This is a genomic window from Flavobacterium sp. T50_26 (assembly GCF_057652995.1).
The window spans coordinates 175,645-196,453 of the sequence record NZ_JBYFCC010000003.1 but is presented as its reverse complement, the minus strand read 5'-3'; the positions used below and the strand labels follow the sequence as shown (position 1 = coordinate 196,453).

Sequence of the window (20,809 nt, the reverse complement as noted above, 5' to 3'; positions counted from 1 at the left end):
CGTATTTATTTTTCCAGATAATTGGCCAATAAATCATTTATTTTTTTCAGTCTTTCTAACGATTCCTGATTGTCTTCCGTTTTTTCGATTTGTTTTTGCTCTAATTGCGAGGCAAACTGTAAAGCACACATGGCTAACACATCTTGTTTGTCTCGCACAGCATAATTTTCTTCAAATTGCTTAATCATTACATCAATTTTTTTAGAAGCACTTCGAAGTCCTTCTTCTTGCGTAGGTTCAACCGTTAACGGATAAACTCGGTCTGCAATTGATATTTTAATTTTAAGCTTTTCGTTCATGCTGTATTAATCAGATAACTGTGCAATACAGTAATCAATTTCACGAATTAATGAATTTATTTTAAGCTTCGTATCTCTTTTATTTTCGTCACTGCCTAATAATGAATTGGCTATTTTGAGTGTTTCATACTGTTTTTTCAAACCTTCCATTTCAGCGGCTTGTTTTTGTATAGTTGTGGTAGAATTCTTCAATTCTTGCTTTAATTCCTGAACAGTTGTCTCTAAACTTTGCATTTTGCTAATCAGTTTTGAGAGCCTATTTTCAAGAGAATCAACAATTTCTACCATTTCACTCATAGGAGCATGTATTCATTACACGAGTTACAAAGTTAGTATTCCTAAACGATTAACGCAAATAAAAAAAATAAATTTTGTTTTCATTTTTATTTTTGAGATAAAATCAAGTAAATCAGTAAAATATTGATTTTTTTTGAATTTGGTTTGAATTTTGTACTACTTTTTTTAAATTAGCAAAAATTCTAAGCCATGAAATATATTTTTTACATCGTATTGTTTGCCCCAATTGCGATATTTTCTCAAAATCAATATCCAAAGGAAGATTTTATTCCGCCATTAGATATTCCACTTTCACTTTCGGGAACGTTTGGCGAATTACGTTCAAACCATTTTCATTCCGGAATCGATTTTAGAACCCAACAAAAAGAGGGTTTAAATGTTATTGCCGTTGCAGATGGTTACGTTTCCCGCATCAAAATATCCACTTTCGGTTATGGAAAAGCAATTTATATTACTCATCCAAATGGTTATACTTCGGTTTACGGTCATTTATTGAAGACTTCTTCAAAAATTGATTCTTATTTGAAAAAGCAACATTATGCTTTGGAAAATTTTGAAATTGATATTTTTCCAAAACCCGAAGATTTGGTTGTAAAACAAGGTGAAATTATCGCTTTATCAGGAAATACAGGTGGTTCCGGCGGACCTCATTTACATTTTGAATACCGCGACACCAAAACAGAGAAAATTATTAATCCTTTCTTTTTTGGATTGGATATAAACGTAAAAGATACAAGAATTCCGGTTATTAATGAAATTGTGGTTTATCCGTTGAGTGAAGATGGTTTGGTCAATCAATCGCAAATTCCAATACAAATTCCGATTTCTCAACAAAAAGACGGAAGTTATTTGGCTACAAAAGTTCTTGCAAAAGGCGAAATTGGTATTGGTGTAAATACATACGATCAATCGGATAATAATTACGGTAAAAATGGCGTGTATAAAATTAGTTCAACTTTGGACGGAAAACCTTCATTTGAAATTACATTTGATACGTTTAGTTATGACGAAACGCGTTATATTAATGCTTATATAGATTACCATCGCTTCAAAAAAATGAATCAACGTGTTCAAAAATTATTCTTAGCCAAAAAATATCCGTTGAGTTTAGTTTCTTCCAATCAAAACAATGGAATTATTAAAGTTGGAAATAATCTTTCGCACAATTATAAAATGGAAGTTTCAGATTATCATGGAAATAAAACAACGGTAACGATTCCGATTCAATATTCAAACCAGCTGGTAAAAATTCCTAAAAAAGAACAAAAGACAAACTATTTTGTAAAATCTTCGAACGATTACAATTTTACAAAAGACAATATTTCTGTTTTCATTCCTGAAAATTCATTTTATGAAGATTTTTATTTGAATTTTGATGTGAAAGATAATGTGCTGACTTTGCAAGATGATGCCACTCCGGTTCATTCTAATTTGAACATTACGTTTCAAATTGATTCAATTTCGCCTGAAGAAAGAGAAAAATATTTTATTGCAACGGTAAAAGGAAGCAAAATAACCTATAATTCTACCAAAATTAAGGAGAATGTTTTTAGCACTTGGACTAGAAATTTAGGTCAATTTAAATTGGTAAAAGATGTGATTGCCCCACAAATAAAACCCGTTAATTTCCAAGAAGGAAAGTGGTTGAGTAAACAAAATGATCTGCAATTTACAATTTCAGATGATCTTTCAGGAATCAAATCCTATAACGGTTATTTGAATGGAAAATGGATTTTGTTTGACTATGATTATAAAAGTGACAAGATTGTACACGATTTTTCAGATAACATCGTTATAGAAGGACGAAACGAATTAAAGATTGTGGTTGTGGATAATGTCGGAAATTCTACTATATTTGAATCACATTTTTTTAGAAGTCAAAAACCTTAAATTCATCTTTTGAAAACAAAACAATTTATAGTGGCATTGATGCTTTTTTGCATCGGATTTGCTGCAAATGCACAAACAGCCAGAATAAAAGGAATCATTTTAGATAAAAATAATAATCCGGTTGAAGGTGTAAATATCAATTACCAAGATAAAGGAACTACCACAAATGTGAATGGTTTTTATGCCTTGACGATTCCTGCAAACCAAAAAATAACGCTTGTTTTTACGCATGTTTCTCTAAAAAAAGCTACGCTTAGATTAGAATTAAAAACCAATGAAGATTATGAATATAATTTTCAAATGAGTGATTCTGAAGATTTATTAGGTGAAGTGATTGTTACAGCCGGAAACAGAAAAAGGGTAGAAGGAATAACTACAATTGAACCCGCCGTTATCAGAACAATTCCTGGAGCAAATGCCGGAGTTGAAAATATATTAAAGTCATTGCCAGGAGTTAATTCCAACAACGAATTAAGCACACAATATTCCGTTCGAGGTGGAAATTATGATGAAAATCTTGTGTATGTCAATGAAATTGAAATTTACCGTCCGTTTTTAATTCGTTCCGGTCAGCAAGAAGGGTTGAGTTTTACCAATACCGATATGGTGCAAAACGTTGACTTTTCTGCCGGAGGTTTTCAGGCAAAATATGGTGATAAATTGTCGTCGGTTTTAGATATTACATACCGAATTCCAACTCGTTATGCAGCCGCTTTAGAAGCCAGTTTTTTAGGTGGAAGTTTAACAGTAGAAGGCGTGAGCAAAAATCAAAAATGGGCTAATATTACCGGAGTTCGTTACCGAGATAACAGTTTGTTGGTAAATAGTCAGGAAACGGAATCTAACTTTCGTCCAACATTTACAGATGTGCAAACATATTTGACCTTTACGCCAAATACGAAATGGCAATTTGGATTTTTAGGAAATATTTCTCAAAATAAATACAACTATGAACCGTTGACTCGTCAAACCAATTTTGGAACTATTGATGAACCAATTGCGTTGCAAATTTTTTATGACGGACAAGAAAAAGACCAGTATCAAACGTTGTTTGGGGCGTTAAAAACGTCTTACAATATCAATGATAACAATACTTTAAAGTTCATCGGATCGGCTTATCACACGCAAGAGCAAGAGCATTTTGATATTTTTGCTGCTTACTTTTTAGGAGAAGTTGATAGTAACATCGGTTCGGAAACTTTTGGTGATGTAAAATTTAATCGTGGAATCGGAACTCAATTGAATCACGGACGAAATGATTTAGATGCTTTAATTATCAATGCAGAAGTAAAAGGTTTTCATAAACTCAATGAAAATGCGTTTGAATGGGGATTAAAATATACCAAAGAAGATATTCGTGATCGTTTAGTAGAATGGGAAGTTATTGATTCTGCGGGATTTTCTATTAATCCACCACGTGATTTTCCTGTAAACGACCAACCTTATAATCCGTATGTTGGACCTTTGGTTCCTTTTCAAAGTGTTCGTGCTACGAACTTTACAACAATAGATCGATTTTCTGGCTATGCTCAATGGAGTAGAAAATCGAATTTAGGTTCTAGTGAAGTTTGGTACAATGCAGGAGTGCGTATGCATCAATGGCAAGTTTCAGGCGATGATTTAGATGGAAAAAGCCAAATGGTATTTAGTCCAAGAGCTCAATTTGCCATTAAACCGGAATGGGAAAAAGATATGGTTTTTAGAGTTTCTGGAGGATTATATCATCAACCACCTTTTTACAGAGAACTTCGCGGATTTGACGGACAAGTTCGACCTAATGTAAAAGCCCAACAATCAATTCATTTTGTGGCTGGTAATGATTACAGTTTTAAAATGTGGGACAGACCATTCAAGTTGGTAAGTGAATTGTATTATAAAAATCTAACCGACGTAAATACCTATACATTAGACAATGTTCGTATTCGTTACATTGCTGATAATGAAGCAGAAGCGTATGTGTATGGTTTAGACATGCGTTTAAACGGAGAGTTTGTTCCGGGAACCGAATCATGGTTTAGTTTTGGTTATTTAAAAACAGAAGAAAATTATCAAGACAAAGGTTTTATTGCCCGACCAACTGATCAGCGTTTGAAGTTTGGTATTTTATTTCAGGATTATGTTCCAAATATTCCAAGTTTAAAAATGTATTTGAATTTGGTTTACAACACTGGTTTGCCTGGAGGTTCGCCTTCCTATGCCGATCCGTATGATTATCAATTGCGTTTGCGTGATTACCGAAGAGCAGATATCGGTTTTCAATATGTTTTGACGGAAAAGAATGAGTTGAAACCAGACGGTCATTGGCTAAAACGTTTTAAAGATTTATCATTAGGTTTAGAGATATTTAATTTGTTTAATAATCAAAATGCAATTACAAACACTTGGGTTCGAGATGTTTATACAAAAACCCAATATGGTGTACCAAATTATATGACTACTAGAGTTTTTAATTTGAAGTTAACAGCGAGGTTATAATCTGATTAAATTTTATATCTTTGAAACATAACTCTATTTTGTATGCGTTTCAATTTCAATTATAGTTTTTTGGTGGTTTTGGTTTTATTCAGTTGCAAAGAGCAAGAAGAAGAAAAGCCTAAAGTTATTTATGAAGAGTCGGCAACCAAGGTGGAAGCCAAAGTTGATACGACTCAAATAAGAGTGGCCGATCTTCCTGTGCACATGGATGGAACTTCCTATTTACTTCATCCGGTTGGTGAGGTGAGAGTGTATGACACCAAATCTAAAATGAGTTATGGTTCTTCCAGTACAAGTCGTGTGAGCTATGCAGTTTCGAATTATAATCGTTTTGAAATTACCGGTTTTTTAAAAAATATTTACATTCAACATATTGATTCATTGAATTCTAAGCCATTGACAGATAAATCGATGGTGATTCAAACGGCGACGTATTTGAATACGTTTGCTCAAAAATCAAAGAAGCATATTTTAGTTTATTCTATTTCGGATATGGATACCAATCGAGATGGGAAATTAGATGCTAATGATATCAGATCGCTTTATATCAGCGATATTTCAGGAGATAATTTTACCAAAATTACACCCGATTTTCAAGAGTTAATAGATTGGAATTTAATGGAAGTCAAAAATCGTTTGTATATTAGAACAATTCAAGACTCTAATAAAAATGGGGATTTTGATAAAGATGATGCTGTTTTTTACTACTTTGTAGATTTGATGGACGCAGAATGGAAATTAAACGAATACAAACCATTTAATTAAATCAGAATATCACTTTCTAAATCTGATTTTTCAATCGTAAAATTAAAACCGAGTTGTTCCATTAACTGAATGACCAAATTTTTGTACCAGTTTTCAGATTTGGGATGAATGTAGATTCGTTCAATTAATTGATGAATATCCACGTCGATTTTTACACCTTCATTTACTGAAATATTATTTTGAGTAACATCAGAGATAATTCGAACTTCTCTTTCATATTGAAAACTTTTTCGTTTAAATAAGAAAGGGAAAAAGGTATCATCAAAAGGAATATATTCTTTTTTATAATCGATATAATTTACTTCACCAATAAATTGTTCGGTTTTTCTTTCGGGTTTCAAAGCTTCTTGTAAACGTTTTACAGTAGATTGAATTGCCAAACCTTCATTGTTTTTGGTAAAAATTTGCCACATGGCAAACGATTCGTATTCGTTTATATGCCAACTACTGATGACAATTTTTTCGCGATGCGATTTATAATAATCTAAAAACTTCGGATTGTTTTCGGCAATTTTTCTAATTTCTTCGTAAGTGGGTTCGCTAAAAGTTCCTTCATATTGGTCTTCAAACTTATCCGATCGCGACATGAATAATTTCTTTGAAAGCAACAAATCCAAAAACTTAGACAAATCCAAGTATTTCCAAACAATAGTGTCCGGATCTTCAGGAAGGTTGATTGTTGGATTATGGATGAACATTTTGGATTTTAGATTGTTGGATTTTTAGATTTTTTAGATTTTTGGATTATTCGATTTTTCTTTTTCTTTAGGAAATTTTGTTGAATATTGTCCGGCAGTATAGCCAGCTAAAATTAGAATAAAACTAAATTTCCCAAGCAAATCCAATTTTTCAAAATGAACCATTGTATAAAGGAATATTCCGACAATTAGCATGAAAATAATTGTGAAAGTTGTTCTTGTCATTTTATTTTTGTTAAGATTAATTATTTTCATCAACACGCAACTCGTAACCCGTAACTTTCAACCTATTCAAAAGACTGCATCATAACTAGTTTAGAATACATTCCGTTTTTGGTCAACAATTCATCGTGCGTTCCTTGCTCGACTATTTCGCCTTTTTGCATTACAACAATCAAATCTGCTTTTTGAATGGTTGATAGGCGATGAGCAATAACTATTGAAGTTCTATTTTGCATCATATTTTCTAAAGCAATTTGCACAAATTTTTCACTTTCGGTATCTAGTGCAGAAGTAGCTTCATCCAAAATCATAATCGGTGGATTTTTCAAAACGGCTCTTGCAATAGAAAGACGTTGCTTTTGTCCGCCGGATAATTTTCCACCCGCATCACCAATGTTTGTGTTTATTCCGCTTGGTAAATCTTTCACAAATTCATAGGCGTTTGCAATTTTCAAGGCTTCAATGATTTCATCATCTGTTGCATTTTGCTTTCCTAAAAGAATATTGTTTTTGATGGTATCGTTAAATAAGATTGAATCTTGGGTTACTAAGCCCATTAAACCACGCAAGGATTGTAGATTAAAATCACGAATATCAGTTCCATCAATTTTGATACTTCCTTCATTTACATCATAAAAACGTGTTAACAAATTAGCAATGGTGCTTTTTCCGCTTCCGGATTGTCCAACCAAAGCAACCGTTTTTCCTTTCGGAATTTTTAATGAAAAGTTTTTAAGTACATTTTCTTCTCCATATCTAAAATTGATTTTTTCAATCGAGATTTCATTTTCAAAATTTTCCTTTTTAACAGAACCTTGTTTGCTAGTAATTGGGTTTTCTTCTTCCAAAACTGCTAAAACTCGCTCTGCTGCGGCATTTCCTTTTTTAACTCCGTATGAAGCTTTAGATATTGCTTTTGCTGGCGTTAAAACACCGTAAGCCAATCCCATATAGGAAATAAATGCAGCTCCAGACAAGGTTTTTTCAACCAAAACTAAATTTCCACCATATAATAGTAAAATACCAATAACCAAAATTCCTAAAAATTCACTCATGGGTGAAGATAGATTTTGGCGATTTAATATTTTGTTTGATAAATTATAAAATTTTTCTGTTGAAGTTTTGAATTTGTCTTCAAAGTAAACTTCAGAATTAAAACCTTTAATAACTTTTAAACCACCCAACGTTTCTTCGATGATGGACAGAAAAAAGCCTTGTTCTTGTTGAGCCCGATCTGATTGTTTTTTTAATGATTTTCCAACTCGAGAAATGATGATTCCGGAAACAGGAATAAAAATAAAAACAAAAATTGTTAATTCAGAACTGATAAAAAACATCATTCCGATGGTAAAAATAATTGTAAGAGGTTCTCTCACAATCAATTCTAAAACAGATAGAAAGGAATGTTGAATTTCTAATACATCCGAAGAAATTCGTGCCATTAAATCACCTTTTCTTTTTTCTGAAAAGAAACTCAACGGAAGTTCTACCGTTTTTTTATACATGGCATTTCGAATATCTTTTAAAACACCATTTCTGAGAAATGTAATGAAATACATAGCCCAATAATTGAAGAGATTTTTCAATAAAAAAAGAGTAATTATTCCAATAATCATCAACGAAAGTGTGTATTGTGAACCATACGTTTCATTGTTTGTTGTGATGAAATAACTCATGTAGTTTTCAAGATAATCTTTCGATTCCAACAAACCATTGTATTGAGGCTTTTCATATATTTTCTTATCCTCTTTAAATAAAACGGTAAGCATAGGAATGAGAGCTACAAAAGAAATTGCACTGAATAATGCATACAAAATATTAAAGAAAATATTCAGATACATGTATTTTTTGTAGGGCTTCGCAAAGCGAAATATTTTTTTGAAATAATTCATTTAGTTTAACTGCATTTCTGCTACGATGTTTTTAATTTTTTGATCTAAATTAGCTTCCACTTTTTTGAAATTTTCTATGGAATCCAACGGTTCATTCACACTAAAATAGAATTTAATTTTCGGTTCAGTTCCACTTGGGCGGGCACAGATTTTTGTTCCGTCTTCCAAATAATAAATCAACACATCCGATTTTGGAATATGTAATGGTTCTATTTCATTGGTAAATAAATTTAAAACAGTTGAATTTTGATAATCTTCTACACAAACTACTCGTTGTCCATTAATTTCTTTCAAAGGATTTTCACGTAAATCAATCATCATTTGCTTGATTTCATTTGCTCCTTTAATTCCTTTTTTGGTTAAAGAGATTAAATATTCTTTATAAAATCCGAAATCAACATATAAGTTTAAAAGTTCTTGATACAACGTGCTTCCGGCGGCTTTTGCTTGAGCAGCTACTTCGCAAACGAGTAGGGTAGCGGCAATAGCATCTTTATCGCGAACGGCATCGCCCACCATGTAACCAAAACTTTCTTCGCCACCACCAATGAATTTTTGGTTAGGAAAATCTTTTATCATTTTGGCAATCCATTTGAATCCGGTTAATCCCACTTTGCATTCTACACCATAACCTGAAGCAATTTCTGTCATCATTGGCGTTGATACAATTGTAGAACCAATAAATTCATTTCCTGTGATTTTGCCAGCACGTTTCCATTGCTCCAATAAAAAGGCGGTCATGATGACCATGGTTTGGTTTCCGTTTAATAACGTCATTTTTCCTTCAGAATTTCGAACGGCAATTCCCAATCGATCTCCATCAGGATCGGTTCCAATGACAATATCAGCATTTATTTTTTCGGCTAAATCGGTTGCCATTAATAAAGCTTCCGGTTCTTCGGGATTTGGTGATTTTACGGTTGGAAAATTTCCATCGGGAACTTCTTGTTCTTTCACGATATTGACATCCGTGTAACCTGCTTTTGCCAATGTTTCAGGAACTAATGTGATTGAAGTTCCGTGTAACGAAGTGAAAACGATTTTTAAATTTTCTTTCGCTTCTTTTGGCGTGTTAAAACTAGCATTTTCAATAGATGATTTAATGAAAGCTTGATCCACCTCCGTATCAATATATTCTATTAAATCTTCGTTGGCAGAAAATTTGATTTCGCTGTAGTTTAATTCTTCAATTAATTTGATGATTTCCTCGTCTTGTGGTGGAACTAATTGTCCGCCATCTTGCCAATAGACTTTGTATCCATTGTATTCCGGCGGATTGTGTGATGCGGTTAAAACAATTCCGGCATGACAGTTTAAATATTTTAAGGCAAACGATAAAATAGGAGTAGGGCGTAAAGCCGAAAATAAATAAACTTTAATTCCGTTGGCTGAAAAAACATTGGCAACCACTTTGGCTAATGTGTCGCTGTTATGACGACAATCGTAGGCAATTACAACTTTGGTTTGTTCTTTAGGAAACGATTTTAAAATATAATCCGAAAGACCTTGTGTGTTTTTTCCAAGCGTATATTTGTTTATTCTGTTGGTTCCAACACCCATTATTCCTCGCATACCACCGGTTCCGAATTCTAGATTTTTATAAAAACTTTCTTCTAATTCTTTAGGCGAAGAAGTCATCATTTCTTCAATTATTTTGTGCGTCTCTGCATCAAATACAGGAGATAACCATTCGTTTACTTTGTCTAAAATGTTTTGTGGAATATTCATATTCTTATTTTTTAAATCCTATTTTATTTCGTTCTTTCGATGAAGTTGAATTTTCTTTATCCATTAAAAAATTTAAAATTTTATAGATGTCAGGAAATTGTTTTTCTATTTCAGTTATTTTATCATTTAGATCTTTATAATTCAGTGCAAATTGCCTTAGTGAAACAAATGTTCGCATAATGGCAATGTTTATAGCGATGGCTTTATCAGAATTTAAAACGCTTGAAAGCATTGCAACTCCTTGTTCTGTAAAAGCAAAAGGTTTGGCACCACCTAATTTGCTTTTTGATGGTATCACAAATTGTGACACCAAATATTGTATTTCACTTTCATTGAGTTCAAACATAAAATCGTCAGGAAATCGATCACTATTTCTTCTGACGGCTTGTTTTAAAGTTCTTGTTTCGATTTCATATAAATCGGCTAAATGAAAATCGAGCATTACTTTTTGACCTCTTAACTCTATGATTTGTTGTTGAATAATTTCTAATTTCATGATTATGGCGTTTATTAATTTTAAATGGCGTTGAGTTTTTTAGTTCATATTTAATTCGTTTGAAATTTTATAATTTTCGCTTGATTCTTTACTGCGTAAAATAATTTCTCCTAAAAATCCGGCTAAAAATAATTGTGTTCCAATAATCATAGTTGTTAATGAGATATAAAAATACGGACTATTGGTGACTAAATCATACGGCAAATTATTATATAATCGGTATAATTTTGAAATTCCGATGTAACCTGCAGTAGAAAATCCGATAATAAACATCAAAACTCCCCAAGCACCAAATAGATGCATCGGTCGTTTTCCAAATCTTGACAAAAACCAAATGGTAATTAAATCCAAAAAACCATTGATAAAACGTTCCATTCCAAATTTGGTTTCGCCATATTTTCTTGCTTGGTGTTTCACTACTTTTTCACCAATTTTAGAAAAACCGGCATTTTTGGCTAAAACCGGAATGTAGCGATGCATTTCACCTGAAACTTCTATGTTTTTAATTACAAGGTTTTTATACGCTTTTAGTCCACAATTAAAATCATTCAATTGAACACCGGAAGTTTTTCGGGCAGCCCAATTGAATAATTTAGATGGTAAGTTTTTAGAAACAATAGAATCATATCTTTTTTTCTTCCAACCGGAAACTAAATCAAAATTTTGATTTAAAACTAAATCATATAATTCCGGAATTTCTTCTGGATTGTCTTGTAAATCAGCATCCATCGTAATCACAACATCGCCTTGAGCTTTGGCAAATCCGGCATGAAGAGCTTGCGATTTTCCGAAGTTTTTTAGAAAACGAATAGCTCTTACGTTCGGATTTTGAGTAGATAGTGATTCAATTACATTCCATGAATTGTCTGTGCTACCATCATCAATAAAAATAATTTCGTAGCTAAAATTATTGGAATTCATGACAAGCACAATCCAATCATGAAGTTCTCGAATTGAATCTTCTTCGTTAAGTAATGGAATAACTATGGATAAATTCATTTATTCTTTATTCGAAGGAGTTTTAAAAATTAAGGCAACTAGTAAACCTAAAACAGAATAGAAAACAATCATAAAAAAATACGATTGAATTTGAGGCCAAGGTCCAAAATTGTCTTTATTTTCAATTTCTGTAATTGCTTTATTGATATCTGCGGCTGGAACATTAAATTTAGACATCATGTCTCTTGTCATTTTAACAATGTTGTCAGTGATGACTCCTTTAGCTTCCGGGTCAATTACGTTAAATAAAAGAATATTATACAAAACATATATCGCCATTCCTATAATTATAGGTAGAATGAAACTTAAAAAGGCTTCTTTGTATGTCATTATACCTTTTAGTACTTTTTTATTTACAATTGAAGTATAAATTCCAAAACCAATTATAATAACAAAATTGACTATTCCAACCCAAGTACTTGTAAATAATGATAAATCAACCACATACATGACGGTGGTAAACAAAACTAAAATTATTCCTAAAATCAAACCATAAGTTGAACCGTTCTTTTTGATAATGTTTTCCATAAATTTAAAGTATTTAATGTACAAATATAGTAATATTACAAATATGGTAAGGAAAATCAAAGTTTAAAAGAATTTAAAAAAATGTATTTGAAAGGTTTGAATATTGAAAAATAGTTGTAAATTTGCACGTTCAAAAAGTATAAACAAAAAGTTGTGTCTCGTTTATACCTTTTCTAACTGAAAAGCCGCAAAAAGAAGCACAACCATTAATAAGAAAAAGATTTACACAAAATGAAAAAAGGAATTCACCCAGAAAATTACAGATTAGTTGCTTTTAAAGACATGTCTAATGAAGATGTTTTTATCACTAAATCTACTGTTGAAACAAAAGAAACAATTACACACGAAGGAGTTGAATATCCGGTGTTTAAAATGGAGATCTCAAGAACATCTCACCCATTTTATACAGGTAAATCTAAACTTATCGATACTGCAGGTCGTATTGATAAATTCAAAACTAAATACGCTAGCAGAACTAAATAAGTTCTCGCTACAAATAATAAAAAAATCCCGAGCAATCGGGATTTTTTGTTTTTAGGGGTTTTGTAATTTTTTATAAAATTGTTCCTGTTGATGTATTGACTAACATAATCCATAATTCATCATGGTAGTTTCCTTCTGCATTGGAATAATAGAATTTAATTGCATCAGACCAAGTTCCAAATTTTCCAATATAAACACTTTTTAAATTTGTTGTTGGATTATATAAAATTTGAGCATCTAATCCTTTCTTTTTTAATTTAGCTTCAAATCGTTCTGCGTTATTTGGTTTTGCAAAAACATTGGCAACCACATAATATCCTTTGGGTTGATTAGGGATTAAAACATCGGCTCCCGGCAAAACAGTGCTTCTTTTTTTTGACTTACTTTCATCAATTTCAGCATTTAATTTTTCACTTTCTTTAATCATGTCGCGAATACTGTAAAATTTGGTTTCAGTTGCTTTGAAAGATTCGTCCACCAAAAGTTTTTCCATTTCTGCTTTTATTTCTTCCGGAGTGAGTTCGCTGTTTTTCTTTTCAGATGCAGTATTGGCAATTGTTTGTTGAGTCGAATCCGGTTGACCAACTTCTGCTACCTTTTTTTCTTCATTATTAATTACGTTCGATGGCATCGCATTAATTAACATTTCAGAAACAGAAGGTTTTACAATTTTAGAAGTAGTTTCAGGACTCGAAATTAATTGTTCCACTTCACTTGCAGGATCTTGTACTTCTACATTAAAAGCACTAAAAAACATTGAATAGCGATCGCCGGAGGATTTTAATTTTAAAGAAACTTTTGAACTGTTATTTTGAATAACTGAATTGTTTTCATTTTCAATAGGAATTAAAAAAGTATCAAAACCCAATGTGTTCATGCTATTAGGTTTTCTATTTTCAAAATAGGAATCGTTGATAACAATCGTACTATTGAAGAAATTATCAATCGGTTTTAAAGAATGACTCAATAAAGTGTAATTTTTACTCTCTCCGGATTTAATTTCCAATTGATCACCAACTAAATTTCTATCGCCTTCTAAAACAGATCCTGCCAGTTTTGCATTTACTTTTCCTTCAGGAAGAGTGCTGAATCCCGAATATAATATTTCTACAGGTCTGGCCGTAATTCCAACAAAACCATCAAACGAAGTGATAAATTTACCGGTTTCTGTTTCATCTTCATACACTAAAAATAATGTCCAACCACCTGCAACACCGCCACTAATTATACCTTGAGTAGCTCGAATATTTGCAACGGTATATTCTCCATTTGCATTTTGAAGAGATTGAATGTGTTTTGTAACATCGGCATAAACCGCATAAGGAGCACTTTCTTTAAAATTTTTTTCAGTAAGACCATCAAAAATAATATCACCATTAATGTTGATGTACTCATTTTGACCGGGAAGTTTTAATTTAATTTCGTTTACGGAAGCTCTGTTGTTATCTACCGCAACATAATTCCATTTTTTATCTCTAATTCCTGTATCATATTTATAAGTTGCAGACCAATATAAACCCGCATATTTAATTTTTTTTGAAGATGAATTTTCTAAATTTAATTCTGCCGAGCTTGAGCTGAAAGTTGATTTATCATTGTCAATATCAATGTAATTCATTTCAAATTGATCATTTAATTTTGCAATTTCTGTGATGTCGTTGTAAGGGTCTGAAGTAGAATTTCTATTATCTTTTCGATTCACAATTGTATTAGAAATAACAGTCATATCACCTTTTACATATGATTGATAGCGAACTTTAAATGGAACTGCGAGTTGCGAATAACTATTTTCGCCATTAAAGAGAAATAGTAATAGAAGGCAAAAAAGTAATGGATTAAGTTTCTGTGTAATTTTCATAGTGCTCATAACTAATTTAAGTAAACTAATTTAGCAATTTATAACACGTTTAATTCTTGAAGTTAATTTATTTTTTAACATTCCTATTTAATAACTTTTTTCAACAAAAAAATATCATAAATATAAATTTAAAAATGGATTTTTATTTTTTGAGTAAAAATTCCATTGGAATGTGTAGTCGCTTTTTCCATGCATTTTCAGAATGATTTTCGCCTTCAAACTTTTGAGTTGTCCAATTTTCTTTAGTAAAACCTTTTGATTGCATAATTTCATCAACTTTGGCTTGTAAGGGTGGATACATTGCATCAAGATCAACAGTACCGTAGTCAAAATAGATTTTATTATTCTTTGGCTCAGGTAATTTTTCTTTTAAATAAATGTAAAAAGATTCCGGAATTGGGTTGTTTTCTGCCTCAAAAGTTCCCGGCCAATGTGTTGATATGCATGCTGCACCTTGAAAAATATGAGGATATTCACAAATGGCATACAACGAAATTAGCCCGCCCATGCTTGAACCGGCTATAAAAGTGGCTTCTTTGTGTTTAAAGGTGGAATAGGCATTGTCTATAAAAGGCTTCAATTCTTCAACAATAAATTTTAAATAATTATCTGAAGTTGGTTTGAACTCTTTAGATAAACCAATTTTTTCTAATGAAAGGCCAACTTTTTCTTTGTCTTCTGTAGATAAATTTTCATACGGTTTTTGAGGAAAATATTCTTGATGCCTATTTTCCTTGGTGTTCCAAATACCAACTACGATTGTGTTTCTTATTTTTCCTTCGCGGAAGAGTTTTGTCAAACATTCATCAACGCCCCATTCTGTTTGATTAAATGTTATGCCAGCATCAAAAAGCATTTGTCCGTCATGCATATATAAAACGGCATATTTTTTTTTAGGAGAATAATTTTGCGGAAGCCAAACACCAACATTTCTTGGTTGCACATTTTTTGATGCAAAGTTTTCATAGAGTTCTAAAAGTCCATATTTTACTGTTATTTTTTGAGCAATAGCAGAGGTAAAACACAAGCAAATGAGTAGTAGTAAGAATATTTTTTTCATTATTATCTTTTTAAAGAAAAGTGTCCTTTGGCTGATCTTCCATCTTCAAATTGAATGGAATACCAATAATCATCTGCAGGAAGTGGAGTACCATTAAAAGTTCCGTCCCAACCTTCTCCGGTGGTTCCTATTTGTTTGATTAATTTACCGAAACGGTTAAAAATATAAATAATCGAATTAAAGTTATATTTTTCGTTTGCACCTCTAATTTTCCAAGTGTCATTATACCCATCACCGTTTGGAGTGAAAAATTTTGGAACTCCCAAAACAGCAATTTCTTGTTCTACAATTCCGCAGCCATTCGTGTCTTTTACGTAAACAGTATAAATTCCGGCAATCACATTTTCAAAAATATTCGAAGTTTGATATAATCCGTTAGCAGAATCTAGGCTGTAAACATAATCACCAGTACCAGTTACAATAATTGTTACTGTGTTGTTTTCTACTAAATCTACAACAATTATATCGCTAAAAGTAGCAGGTTGCGAGTAAACGATTTCAACAGTTCTTTCTTGTATACATCCTAATGAATTTGTTACTATAACTTTATAAAAACCATCTTCATCAACGGTTAATTCATAGTTTGTTTCATTAACAATAATTACATCATTGCGATACCATTGATAGGTAAAGTCTGAAATATTTCCTTCTTTTAGACCGGCATCAAACGTAATCGAATCAACTCCAAAACAAATTATTTCTGTAAAACCATCTTCTAATTGTGGTAAAGGATGAACAATGAAATTGATGTTTGTTGAAGCAGTGCAATTTGCATTCAATGTATTCGTAATAACAGCCGTAATCGTTTGTGTTTTAGTTTCAAACGTTGACGGAAGCGGATTAATCTGAATTCCATCTTCATCAAAATAAGTGATAACCATTCCGGTTTGGCTTCCTAGCAAAGAGCTTTCAAAAGTTGTAGTACTAAAACCATACGAACCATCTTCTACACCATCAACATCACAACTAATTTGGTCTGGAATTGTGTTTGCTATAAACGGAAGTTTATCGACTACAAAAGTTAAAGTTGTTTCTTCAGAACATGGACCGTCCGGATCTTGTGTGGTTGCATTGGTTACAAAAATTCTAATAGTTTGCGAAGCCGTTAAGAAAGGATTTGGTAACGGACTTGGTAACGGAACATTGTTTTCATCAAAATAAGTTATGATAAAATCAGTTGGATTTTGAGTTCCTAATAAATCAGTAACAATAGTAGATGTGTCAAAAGGAAATTCTCCATCTTGATCATCGTCACATTTAATGATATTCGGAATTTGATTTAATGTTGGTAGAGGTTCAACGGTTAATTCGATAAATGGACCTAATCCATAGCAAGCATTATCCAAAGTGCTATCGACCCGAACCCAAATTTGTTGAAATCCAGGAAAGTCACTATTCCTATAATTATTGATGTTAGTAATTTCTAATGAGTTACCATTTATGTCAGTTTCTGCCAAAGCATCGGCTTCCGTTTTGTAGTATTTTATTGTAAATGGTGTGGAAGAAGGTAAAATCGCAATCAAATCACTGGTAACACTACTAAAGTCAAAAGTAGAAATTCCATCTCGATCATCATTAATTGTATCAACAAAATCATCACATTTGGCAAAAGTTCGTAAAAAAGTATTCGGGATTTGTGTTGCAGAAACGAATACATTTATTTCTCCAACTTCATAACATCCCAATGCATTTACAACACGAACCCAAACCGTTGAATTTCCTGTGTTGAAAGCCAATGGATTTGTAATTTGAAGTGAAGAATCATTATTTTGTGCAGCAATTTGTGTTGTAAAATAGGTAAACGTTTCATTAGCAAAGTTGGATGAAATTACATCGTTTTTTTGAAGTAAGTTTACATCAGAAATTCCATCAATAGAAAAATCGTCGTCACATTGCACAATTGAAATTGGCGACGTTAAGATAGGTGAAGGATTAATTGATAAAATAGCATCTGCAGAAATTAATTCGCAACTATTGCCAATTCTGTTCAAAATTACACGATAGCGATAATTGTTCATCGAATTAACAGCACCATTTATTTGCAAAACAGCAGAAGTAGTTCCGTTATAAGTTGTGTTGTTTGTAATGTTATTCCAAGTTGTTCCGTTGTCTGTACTCAACTGCCATTGATAACTGTCTGAAATTGTTGCGTTTAATGTAAAGCTTGCATTTTGATAGTTACAAGTTGTTTGGTTTGTTGGTTGCGTAGAAATTTCAATTGGAGCAGCAATGATGTAATTTTGATTTGGTGTGGTATATCCTCCTGAGCCTAAAACAATTCCGTTTGCATCAACAGAAACAGTTGTATTTCCTACTAAACCATCTCCGTTTAAGTCTGAAAATCCGGCTTCTATAACATCTTTACACAAATCACCATCACTATCTAAGGAAATATAATTTGCAATTCCGTTTGCGTTTGTATCGGCAATAGTATAATTTAAAACACCACTATTTGGATTAGTTTCTAACGAAGAAAATAAACCATTTGTGCCAAAATTAGTACCATCAATAACACCATTAAAATCAGCATCAGGAGCATTTGAACCCGATTCGTTTAAATCATAAATTCCATCATTATCACTGTCTAAATCTAAATAATTAGGAATGCCATCTCCATCTGTATCAGTTGGAGTTAATCCAAGTCCGTAGGCATCACTTATACCATCATTATTCAAATCATCTGAGGTAAAAGGAATAAAATTTTGACCTTGGGCTTCAATGTTATCAGGAATACCATCGTTATCGCTGTCTAAATCTAATGTATCTGGAATTCCATCGCCATCAGTATCTTTTGGAACACAAGTGGCGATAAATTTGAAAGTTGCTTTTGATGAATTATCAGAAATATTTTTGTGTGTTATGGAAATATAATCAGCTAAATTAACCATGAATTTAAAAGTCCCCGAACCTGCTGCCAGCGGAACAGCATCCTTTAATCGGAAACGAATTTGAAATGAAGAATATTCCGTAACATCGTTTTCAAAAATTCCGTCATAATTAGTATCAACTAACAATTGCCCGTTTGGATTGAGTAAGGTAATTGTCTTATTTACAGAAGTTTCTATAATAAATTCTCCGGTAGAAGAAAGTAAATCAATAGTGTTTGCTACTAAAACATATTCCATTGATAAGCTAATTGGTTGAGCAAAATCTAATCGATACGAAACTGTATTATCTTTTCCATCTGCGGGTTGAGTGACAAAATTTCCATCATTATTTCCAACTAAAGGTTGTGCAACTGCAGCATTTAGGCCTCCAGTTGTAATTGTTCCGGTAAAAGTGTTGTTGTAATTTCCAACGGCAATTGAACCTAAAGCCGTATTTGTTAGATTAATATCTTGGTTGCCAAACGATTCAGTACAATTGGCAATTCCGTCATTGTCTAAATCTTGATCAATATTATCGTTAACGCCATCGTTGTCGGTATCGATCGGACAAGCACTGACAGGAATTTCATCCGATACCAGCGTTAAAGTAGTGGTGCAACCTACAATTGTGGCAGAGAGATAATATAATCCGGGTTGATCGGGTTTATAATTGGGTTGAGTTGGACTGTTATCAGGATCAACTTCATCAATTGGTGAGCCATTAAAATACCATTGATACGTATCAAAAGGAGAAAGCGTATTTACCGATAAACTAACATTTGGAATACAATTAGATGAGTTTACATCTAATCGATTGAATGATATTTCAGGTTGAAAAGTAAAACCAGAGTAATAGCCGCCATAGGTTGCAGCATTATTAGAACCAAAATAAGATAAATATAATTGCTTATCAGAAAAAACAGAAATGTTTCCGGTTAGTCCTACAATTTGATAGGTTTCATAATCAGAATTTCCTGTAATTGAAAAAGGTCCTTGCACATTAATTCCTACCGGAAGCGAAGACAACGTATAATCTATTCCGTTTACAATAAAATTCAATTCTGCACCGGTTTCTGTCACAATATTAATTCCGCTGTTTGTGGTGTAGGATATATTTCCAATTAAATTAACTAACGGAATATTATCAATAATTTTTGGTGTTTGACAACTTAATGGCGGTACAAAATACATTTCTTGATTTGCCTGAATGGCTCCACCAACACATTGATATGCAAATACATTTTTAGATGTTTGCACATACATATTGCCGTCAGGGCTATAAAAACTACCATCAATTGCTAAATATTCGCCAGCATTTATTGTTTGAAATATGCTTCCATTTATTGAAATTTCTGTAGCATTTTCATGGGCAACAATCAAAGCTCTTTCGGTTAAATCATCACCAAATCCTCTTACAAAAATATATTCTGTCCCTGTTCTCTCTGCTGAAACAATTTGGTCAATTCCTAAATCTAAATTATTGTCAACATTTCCATTAGTTCCTGCAAAGGAACCACAGTTAACCACAATTGGTTTATCTGAACTAACCAAAGATCCAATTAATCCATCTCGATTTGCAAAAGTTGGACCGGTTACAGCAATCACATAGCTTTCTCCACGATTTAGAATTACATCTGCTGGAGCATTTCCAACACCAGCATTACCAATTAATTGAACACCGGGTTTAATGTCGTCAAAAGACACAGTTGTATTATTTTCAGTTGCCAAAACTGAAATAAATGTAAGATGATTATTTGTGTAACCAAAGTTTGATAAACCAGTATTAATGAAGGCTCCAATTCTAAAGTCTGTTCCAAGTCCGGCTAATCCTTTTGAGACAATTCCACTAGCTTGATTGTTTTCGTTGGATGCTGTGAATCGAATGGCTACATAAATTTGATCTTCTGCTTCAATAATGTATCCCTTATTATTAAAAACAGTATTTAGATTTCCTGTAGAAACAAATAAAGAGGTGTTATCTCCAAATCCAATATTATACACATAGGGTTGATCTCTGGAAACAGTTCCGTTTACCGTATTTCCACCAATAGAATTGATCGTAAAATTAACCGGTGTTAAACTTGGCGAAGAAATATAAATAAATTGATTTTGAATAGGTTGAATACTTGCTCCGGTAATGGGTGGTATGTAATGCGTTTTACTGAATTGTGCAAAACAATTCAACGTAAATAATAGAAAAAATATAGCAATTTTTTTCATTTTTCTTTTTCAAAGGATAACAAAGATAACGA

Annotated in this window: 16 protein-coding genes; 4 read left to right on the top strand and 12 right to left on the bottom strand. The window is 32.3% G+C overall.

Going from position 1 to position 20,809, the window contains the following annotated elements:
* Nucleotides 1-5 precede the first annotated feature (5 nt).
* On the bottom strand, nt 6-299 hold the full coding sequence (locus tag AC23MC_RS03085) for a cell division protein ZapA (RefSeq protein WP_112084614.1): 294 nt from the start codon (nt 297-299) through the stop codon (nt 6-8).
* A gap of 6 nt (nt 300-305) precedes the next feature.
* A complete protein-coding gene (locus AC23MC_RS03080; protein WP_487566964.1) occupies nt 306-596 on the bottom strand; it encodes a hypothetical protein in 291 nt (96 codons plus the stop codon).
* 189 nt (nt 597-785) lie between these two features.
* On the opposite strand from AC23MC_RS03080, the gene AC23MC_RS03075 reads away from it, so the two are divergent.
* Genes AC23MC_RS03075 through AC23MC_RS03065 form a run of 3 tightly spaced genes read left to right on the top strand, consistent with a single transcriptional unit; the run spans nt 786 to nt 5,726 of the window.
* A complete protein-coding gene (locus AC23MC_RS03075; protein WP_487566963.1) occupies nt 786-2,486 on the top strand; it encodes a M23 family metallopeptidase in 1,701 nt (566 codons plus the stop codon).
* Between the two features lie 9 nt (nt 2,487-2,495).
* A complete protein-coding gene (locus tag AC23MC_RS03070; RefSeq protein ID WP_487566962.1) occupies nt 2,496-4,961 on the top strand; it encodes a TonB-dependent receptor in 2,466 nt (821 codons plus the stop codon).
* A 42-nt stretch (nt 4,962-5,003) separates the two neighbouring features.
* On the top strand, nt 5,004-5,726 hold the full coding sequence (locus tag AC23MC_RS03065) for a hypothetical protein (protein ID WP_487566961.1): 723 nt from the start codon (nt 5,004-5,006) through the stop codon (nt 5,724-5,726).
* Here AC23MC_RS03065 and AC23MC_RS03060 read toward each other — a convergent pair.
* The 7 genes from AC23MC_RS03060 to AC23MC_RS03030 all read right to left on the bottom strand — a co-directional run bounded on the left by AC23MC_RS03060 (nt 5,723) and on the right by AC23MC_RS03030 (nt 12,289).
* Entirely contained in the window at nt 5,723-6,424 is a 702-nt protein-coding gene (locus AC23MC_RS03060; protein WP_487566960.1) for a hypothetical protein, read from the bottom strand. The two genes, AC23MC_RS03065 and AC23MC_RS03060, sit on opposite strands and share 4 nt — an antisense overlap.
* 33 nt (nt 6,425-6,457) lie before the next feature.
* Entirely contained in the window at nt 6,458-6,649 is a 192-nt protein-coding gene (locus AC23MC_RS03055) for a hypothetical protein (protein WP_487566959.1), read from the bottom strand.
* A gap of 62 nt (nt 6,650-6,711) precedes the next feature.
* A complete protein-coding gene (locus AC23MC_RS03050) occupies nt 6,712-8,538 on the bottom strand; it encodes an ABC transporter ATP-binding protein (RefSeq protein ID WP_487566958.1) in 1,827 nt (608 codons plus the stop codon).
* On the bottom strand, nt 8,539-10,266 hold the full coding sequence (locus tag AC23MC_RS03045) for a phospho-sugar mutase (RefSeq protein WP_487566957.1): 1,728 nt from the start codon (nt 10,264-10,266) through the stop codon (nt 8,539-8,541).
* Between the two features lie 4 nt (nt 10,267-10,270).
* Complete coding sequence (locus tag AC23MC_RS03040; RefSeq protein WP_487566956.1) at nt 10,271-10,762, bottom strand: ORF6N domain-containing protein; 492 nt, start codon at nt 10,760-10,762, stop codon at nt 10,271-10,273.
* A gap of 39 nt (nt 10,763-10,801) precedes the next feature.
* The gene (locus AC23MC_RS03035; RefSeq protein ID WP_487566955.1) at nt 10,802-11,761 is read right to left on the bottom strand and encodes a glycosyltransferase family 2 protein; all 960 of its coding nucleotides are present in this window, start codon (nt 11,759-11,761) and stop codon (nt 10,802-10,804) included.
* Nucleotides 11,762-12,289, bottom strand: coding sequence for a DUF4199 domain-containing protein (locus AC23MC_RS03030; RefSeq protein ID WP_487566954.1), 528 nt, complete (start codon nt 12,287-12,289; stop codon nt 11,762-11,764).
* A gap of 231 nt (nt 12,290-12,520) precedes the next feature.
* Here AC23MC_RS03030 and AC23MC_RS03025 point away from each other — a divergent pair, with 231 nt between their 5' ends.
* Complete coding sequence (locus AC23MC_RS03025) at nt 12,521-12,772, top strand: type B 50S ribosomal protein L31 (RefSeq protein ID WP_487566953.1); 252 nt, start codon at nt 12,521-12,523, stop codon at nt 12,770-12,772.
* A gap of 70 nt (nt 12,773-12,842) precedes the next feature.
* Here AC23MC_RS03025 and AC23MC_RS03020 read toward each other — a convergent pair whose 3' ends face one another.
* The 3 genes from AC23MC_RS03020 to AC23MC_RS03010 form a co-directional block, all read right to left on the bottom strand.
* Nucleotides 12,843-14,630: an SPOR domain-containing protein gene (locus AC23MC_RS03020; RefSeq protein WP_487566952.1), complete on the bottom strand. Its 1,788-nt coding sequence runs from the start codon at nt 14,628-14,630 to the stop codon at nt 12,843-12,845.
* A 142-nt stretch (nt 14,631-14,772) separates the two neighbouring features.
* Complete coding sequence (locus AC23MC_RS03015; protein ID WP_487566951.1) at nt 14,773-15,690, bottom strand: alpha/beta hydrolase; 918 nt, start codon at nt 15,688-15,690, stop codon at nt 14,773-14,775.
* 2 nt (nt 15,691-15,692) lie between these two features.
* Nucleotides 15,693-20,777 (bottom strand): T9SS type B sorting domain-containing protein, encoded by a 5,085-nt coding sequence (locus AC23MC_RS03010; RefSeq protein WP_487566950.1) that lies wholly within the window; start codon nt 20,775-20,777, stop codon nt 15,693-15,695.
* Nucleotides 20,778-20,809 lie beyond the last annotated feature (32 nt).

Bases quoted from the DNA above. Each gene is read 5' to 3' on its own strand.
- AC23MC_RS03055 (WP_487566959.1), bottom strand. From the start codon at position 6,649: ATGACAAGAACAACTTTCACAATTATTTTCATGCTAATTGTCGGAATA.
- AC23MC_RS03040 (WP_487566956.1), bottom strand. From the start codon at position 10,762: ATGAAATTAGAAATTATTCAACAACAAATCATAGAGTTAAGAGGTCAA.
- AC23MC_RS03045 (WP_487566957.1), bottom strand. From the start codon at position 10,266: ATGAATATTCCACAAAACATTTTAGACAAAGTAAACGAATGGTTATCT.
- AC23MC_RS03080 (WP_487566964.1), bottom strand. From the start codon at position 596: ATGAGTGAAATGGTAGAAATTGTTGATTCTCTTGAAAATAGGCTCTCA.
- AC23MC_RS03030 (WP_487566954.1), bottom strand. From the start codon at position 12,289: ATGGAAAACATTATCAAAAAGAACGGTTCAACTTATGGTTTGATTTTA.
- AC23MC_RS03065 (WP_487566961.1), top strand. From the start codon at position 5,004: ATGCGTTTCAATTTCAATTATAGTTTTTTGGTGGTTTTGGTTTTATTC.
- AC23MC_RS03085 (WP_112084614.1), bottom strand. From the start codon at position 299: ATGAACGAAAAGCTTAAAATTAAAATATCAATTGCAGACCGAGTTTAT.
- AC23MC_RS03075 (WP_487566963.1), top strand. From the start codon at position 786: ATGAAATATATTTTTTACATCGTATTGTTTGCCCCAATTGCGATATTT.
- AC23MC_RS03025 (WP_487566953.1), top strand. From the start codon at position 12,521: ATGAAAAAAGGAATTCACCCAGAAAATTACAGATTAGTTGCTTTTAAA.
- AC23MC_RS03010 (WP_487566950.1), bottom strand. From the start codon at position 20,777: ATGAAAAAAATTGCTATATTTTTTCTATTATTTACGTTGAATTGTTTT.
- AC23MC_RS03060 (WP_487566960.1), bottom strand. From the start codon at position 6,424: ATGTTCATCCATAATCCAACAATCAACCTTCCTGAAGATCCGGACACT.
- AC23MC_RS03015 (WP_487566951.1), bottom strand. From the start codon at position 15,690: ATGAAAAAAATATTCTTACTACTACTCATTTGCTTGTGTTTTACCTCT.
- AC23MC_RS03050 (WP_487566958.1), bottom strand. From the start codon at position 8,538: ATGAATTATTTCAAAAAAATATTTCGCTTTGCGAAGCCCTACAAAAAA.
- AC23MC_RS03035 (WP_487566955.1), bottom strand. From the start codon at position 11,761: ATGAATTTATCCATAGTTATTCCATTACTTAACGAAGAAGATTCAATT.
- AC23MC_RS03020 (WP_487566952.1), bottom strand. From the start codon at position 14,630: ATGAAAATTACACAGAAACTTAATCCATTACTTTTTTGCCTTCTATTA.